4 protein-coding genes are annotated in these 5,434 nt (G+C 29.8%); all 4 read left to right on the forward strand.

Annotation, left to right across the window (positions count from 1 at the left end; genetic code table 11):
- The first annotated feature begins 988 nt into the window (after window positions 1-988).
- The 4 genes from rocD to MPF19_RS18620 all read left to right on the forward strand — a co-directional run bounded on the left by rocD (window position 989) and on the right by MPF19_RS18620 (window position 5,337).
- A complete protein-coding gene (rocD, locus tag MPF19_RS18605) occupies window positions 989-2,230 on the forward strand; it encodes an ornithine--oxo-acid transaminase (RefSeq protein ID WP_203395019.1) in 1,242 nt (413 codons plus the stop codon).
- Window positions 2,231-2,368: 138 nt separating this feature from the next.
- Window positions 2,369-2,809 carry a DUF5362 family protein gene (locus MPF19_RS18610; protein ID WP_249989781.1) on the forward strand — a complete coding sequence of 147 codons (441 nt, stop codon included), beginning with the start codon at window positions 2,369-2,371 and terminating at the stop codon, window positions 2,807-2,809.
- Window positions 2,810-3,144: 335 nt separating this feature from the next.
- The gene (locus MPF19_RS18615) at window positions 3,145-4,488 is read left to right on the forward strand and encodes a dihydrolipoamide acetyltransferase family protein (RefSeq protein WP_249989782.1); all 1,344 of its coding nucleotides are present in this window, start codon (window positions 3,145-3,147) and stop codon (window positions 4,486-4,488) included.
- A 114-nt stretch (window positions 4,489-4,602) separates the two neighbouring features.
- Complete coding sequence (locus MPF19_RS18620; RefSeq protein ID WP_249989783.1) at window positions 4,603-5,337, forward strand: DUF6263 family protein; 735 nt, start codon at window positions 4,603-4,605, stop codon at window positions 5,335-5,337.
- The last annotated feature ends 97 nt before the right edge of the window (window positions 5,338-5,434 follow it).

Genomic DNA, 5,434 nt, shown 5'->3' on the forward strand with positions numbered 1-5,434 from the left:
AAAAAAGCCTTTAGAACTTAATTTTAGTCCTATGAATTCATCAGGAATTGTATTTAATTCTGTAAAATGGAAATGTAGTTCTCCTTGTTTTACCTAGTGTTTGGTTAATTTAAAATAATCAACAAGAATTTCAGGTAGTAGTAATTTAGCAAGTTCAATTGAAGTATCCAAAATAGAAATAATTTTAAAGTCAAAGTTCTTCTTTTTTAGTTTACTCCACAACTTTTTGTGTTGATCCGAAATGACAAAACTGAACGCAAAAAAAACATTCGGCCATTGGAACTTCTTTATATTTAGATGCTGAAACAAGTTCAGCATGACAAGGTTTAATCCTTTTTAGATATTTTTTATGGGCTTATATAAAATGTGTAGGATTTATTGTTCGAATCGTGGCCCCTTTGTGTTTATATTTAATAAGCACCTTTTTTATTGGATTGTATACATATGTTTTTGAGAGTAATTGTTCTAAATTAGTGCTTTCTACGTTTTATAATTATATTTATGAAAAGACTGTTTTAATAATTCGTTTTGAATTGAGGTTAATTTATATTGGATTTTTATAAATTAAATTACCTATATATTTTCAGAAAGACATAGTTTGATTCCTTTTAAACAGCTTTATTTTCTATTTGTGAACGGAACTATTAAACTTTGTGCATCTTATGTTCAATGTTTTATTATAGATGTCCTTATTTTTTTGCGTTAGTGATTGAAACGGCATCCTTTTTTGTTAATGGATGTAATTAATAGTCAATTAAAATAATTATCTTACTTAGGTTATTTTTATATGAAAGAACAAAAAAGATATAGTGTAAAGCACGACCTTTAGGTAACGCCCAAATAATTTTTATTTGAAGATATTAATTGATTACTTTTGCTAAACTTCGGGGATGATTTCTTTCCCACGCTGAATTTTTAGTATTTACTAAAAAGATAAAGGTAGAACAGGAATGGTTATTTTATTATAAACATTTAAAACGAAAAAAAAATGACTGTTTTAGACAAATTAACTTCGAAAGAAGCGATTGAATTAGAGAACAAATATGGAGCACACAACTATCATCCACTTCCAGTGGTTTTAAGTAAGGGTGAAGGTGTTTATGTTTGGGATGTTGAAGGAAAAAAATATTATGATTTTTTATCTGCATATTCTGCTGTAAACCAAGGACATTGTCATCCTAAAATTGTGGATGCAATGGTGAATCAAGCAAAAACCTTGACATTAACCTCACGTGCATTTTATAATGATGTGTTAGGTACATATGAAAAGTTTGCTACAGAATTGTTTGGTTTTGATAAATTATTGCCAATGAATACTGGGGCTGAAGCGGTTGAAACTGCTTTAAAAATAGCTAGAAAATGGGCATATGAGGTAAAAGGAATCAAGGAAAATAAGGCTGAAATAATTGTTTGTGAAAATAATTTTCATGGTAGAACTACTACTATAATCTCTTTTTCTAATGACCCTGTGGCTAGAAAAAATTTTGGTCCTTATACAAAAGGATTTTTAAAAATTGAGTATGATAATTTACAAGAGTTGCAAGAGGCTTTAGAAAGTAGTAATAATATTGCTGCTTTTTTAGTAGAACCGATACAAGGTGAAGCGGGGGTTTATGTTCCTTCTGATGGTTATTTAGCGGCTGCTAAAAAAATGTGTTCAGATTATAATGTGCTTTTTATTGCGGATGAAGTGCAAACAGGTATTGCTAGAACAGGTAAAATGTTGGCTGTAGATCATGAAAATGTAAAACCAGATATTTTAATTTTAGGGAAAGCGTTAAGTGGTGGTGCTTATCCTGTTTCTGCAGTTTTGGCAAATAACAGCATTATGGATGTTATAGGACCAGGAAATCATGGCTCCACATTTGGAGGGAATCCTGTAGCTGCTGCTGTTGCAATAGCAGCTTTAAAAGTGGTTATTGATGAGAAATTGGCAGAAAATGCAGAAGCTTTGGGTCTTATTTTTAGAGACGAATTAACGAAGTTTTGTAAAAATAATCATTTAGTGGAATCTGTGCGAGGAAAAGGTCTGTTAAATGCCATTTTAATTAATGACTCTGAAGATAGTTCTACTGCTTGGGATATTTGCATGAAATTAAAAGAGAATGGTCTTTTGGCTAAACCTACACATGGAAATATTATTCGTTTTGCACCTCCTTTAGTAATGAATGAAGCACAATTAATGGATTGTATCTCTATAATTAAAAATACTATTTCTGAGTTTAAATAGTAAATATATGTTTATTCCTTTTTGAATAATGAATAAATTGATTAATTTTTAGCCACTTAATTACAAAAATACAATTGTGAATTCGTGGCTTCTTTTTTTTGTTTATTTTTGAACTAAAGTAACCTTATAATTTAAATTATGATAAGTAATCCGATTACACAATTAGAGCAATTAACAATAAATAGTACGGCTAAAAATTTTTTAAAGGAAACAGCTAAATGGGCAAAATTCTTATCTATTATAGGTTTTGTTTTAATTGGGTTGATGTTGGTTTTTGCCGTTTTTGCAACTACTATTTTTGATTTGGCAGCTAAGATGCAACCTGATATGCCAGAAAGTTTAGGGTTGGTTATGACAATAACTTATTTGGTATTAGCTATTATTTATTTTTTTCCAGTGTATTATTTATTTAAATTTTCTACGAAAATGAAAAGTGCGTTGGCTACAAAAAATGAGGACACCTTAATGAAAGCTTTTGAGATGTTAAAATCTCATTATAAGTTTATTGGTGTATTTACTGTTATTACTTTATCCTTATATGCTTTAGTTATTGTTGTGGCAGCATTGGGCGCTTTATAGAAATATGGTTTTTAATTTATTCCTTTTTATTAATTCTTCAATGAGATGGTTAAGTAATTGGTTTACTTTTTTTTAAGGCTATTTTTATACTAGCTTGTTTAATAGTGTTATCTATTTATTTGAATAAAAATAATAATAGATGTTTCTAATTAATATTGAGTAAATTATATTAAAAATTAATTTTTATTAAATTAAATTTATAAAAGCTATAATTTACTTTCTGTTTATTATGAATAATGTAAAGTTGATTTTGTGATTTAATTTTTTTATTACTTTAAAAGTATTATAAAATCAACGATTTTTAGTATTTTTACATCTTGTAAAATCAGATAGAAATGGCAAGATTTGAATTGAAATTACCTAAAATGGGAGAGAGTGTTGCAGAAGCAACGATAACTTCTTGGTTAAAAGAAGTTGGAGATACCATTGAATTAGATGAAGCTGTAGTAGAAATTGCGACAGATAAAGTAGACTCTGAAATACCTTCTGAAGTTGAAGGAACTTTAATAGAAATTTTATTTCAAAAAGATGATGTTGTGGCAGTTGGAGATACAATTGCGGTAATTGAAATAGAGGGAGATGATATAAAAAAGGAACCAACTATTGCTGCAAATGCAGCGAGTGAATCTCATATTGAGGAAGTAGAAAAGACCTTAGAAAAAGCGGTTCAAGTAGTTTCTATTCCTATTTCAAAAACTTCTGATTCTGGAAAGTTTTACTCACCATTGGTTAGAAATATTGCAGAAAAAGAAGGGGTTACTATGAACGAATTAGAATCAATTATGGGTTCTGGTAAAGACGGTAGAGTAACAAAAGAAGATATTCTTACTTATATAGAGAATAGAGGTAACACTGTTAAAGAAGCACCAATTGCAGTGCCGGTGAAAGAAGTAGCATCACCCGTAAAAGCAGAAGCAATAAAACAAGTTACAAGATCTGCTGTTAAAGCAATACCCGTTTCTGTTAATGGAGGAGATGAAATTATAGAAATGAGTAGAATGGGTAAATTGATTGCAAAACACATGGTAGATTCTGTACAGACTTCTGCTCATGTACAATCGTTTATAGAAATTGATGTAACTAATATTGTAAAATGGAGAGATAAAGTAAAAGATGGTTTCTTAAAGAGAGAAGGAGAGAAGCTAACATTTACACCAATATTTATGCAAGCAATTGCAACTACAATTAAAAAATATCCTTTAATTAATATTGCTGTTGATGGTGATAAAATTATTAAAAAGAAAAATATTAATTTAGGTATGGCCGCGGCATTACCTGACGGTAACTTAATTGTTCCGGTAATTAAAAATGCAGACCAGCTGAGTTTAGTTGGTATTACAAAATCTGTAAATGATTTGGCTAGTAGAGCCAGAAATAATGCTTTAAAGCCAGACGAAGTTCAGGACGGAACCTATACCGTTACAAATGTTGGTGGTTTTGGTTCTATTATGGGAACACCAATTATTAATCAACCACAGGTTGCTATTTTAGCTTTAGGAGCCATTAGAAAGATACCTGCAGTTATAGAAACTCCAGAGGGAGATTTTATTGGAATTAGACAAAAAATGTTTGTATCACATTCTTACGATCATAGAGTTGTAAATGGTGCTTTAGGCGGAATGTTTATTAAAACGTTAAAAGATATCTTAGAATCTTGGGATCTGGATCAAGATTTTTAGAAAAATATTAAAATACAATTAACTAAAAACACTCACAATTTGTGAGTGTTTTTTTATTGCAATATATTATATTCGCTAACTACAAAAAATCATAAACTTAAAAACAAAAAAAAAATGAAAAAATTGTTAGTCTTATTTTTAGTTATTTCAGCAAACTTAAGTGTAGCGCAAGATGCTGTTTTACTTCGATTAAAATACGAAAAAGGAGCAACCTATGACGTTGATATGAATATTTCTCAAGAAATGGGAGCTGTTATGTCTATGGGAATGAATATTAATATGGATATTAAGGTTTTGGATGTAGCTGAAGATACGTATGATAGTGAAATGAAATTTACTAAGATGACGATGGACATGTTACAAGGTGGACAAGCAATGAGTTTTGATTCTACTAAAAGTGATGATGAGTTAGATGAAGCAGGTAAAATGATGAAAGCTCAAATGGGACCGATGTTAACTGCTGTAATTTATGCAAAAGGAAATAATTTAGGTGAAATTATAGAGGTTAAAGTAGAACCTAATGTTGCTGGAGTAGCGGAAATGGCAAAACAATCTAGTAATGTTGTGTATCCTAAAGAAGCATTAAGTGTAGGAAGTACTTGGACAATGACGAAAGAGGAGAAAGGTATGAAAATGGCTTTTTTATATACAGTTAAATCAATAACAAGTGATATTATAGCAGTAGATTTATCTGGGGATGTAACTGGTATGGCTACTGGTACAATTTCTGGTAATATGAGTATTGATAAAAATTCAGGAATTCCAATGAACTCTTTAATTGATATGAATATGTCGGTTAGCGGACAAGATTTAAAAACGAAGGCTGTAATGACAATGGTTAAAAAATAACTTGACACTATCCTAAAATCTGTGTAAGTTGAAAAACTCAGGGTTAAATTATTTATAGTTTAATCCTGTTTTCAAATATAGCTAAAAATTGATTAAG

The sequence above is a fragment of the Polaribacter sp. Z014 genome (assembly GCF_023555435.1).
GTDB lineage: Bacteria > Bacteroidota > Bacteroidia > Flavobacteriales > Flavobacteriaceae > Polaribacter.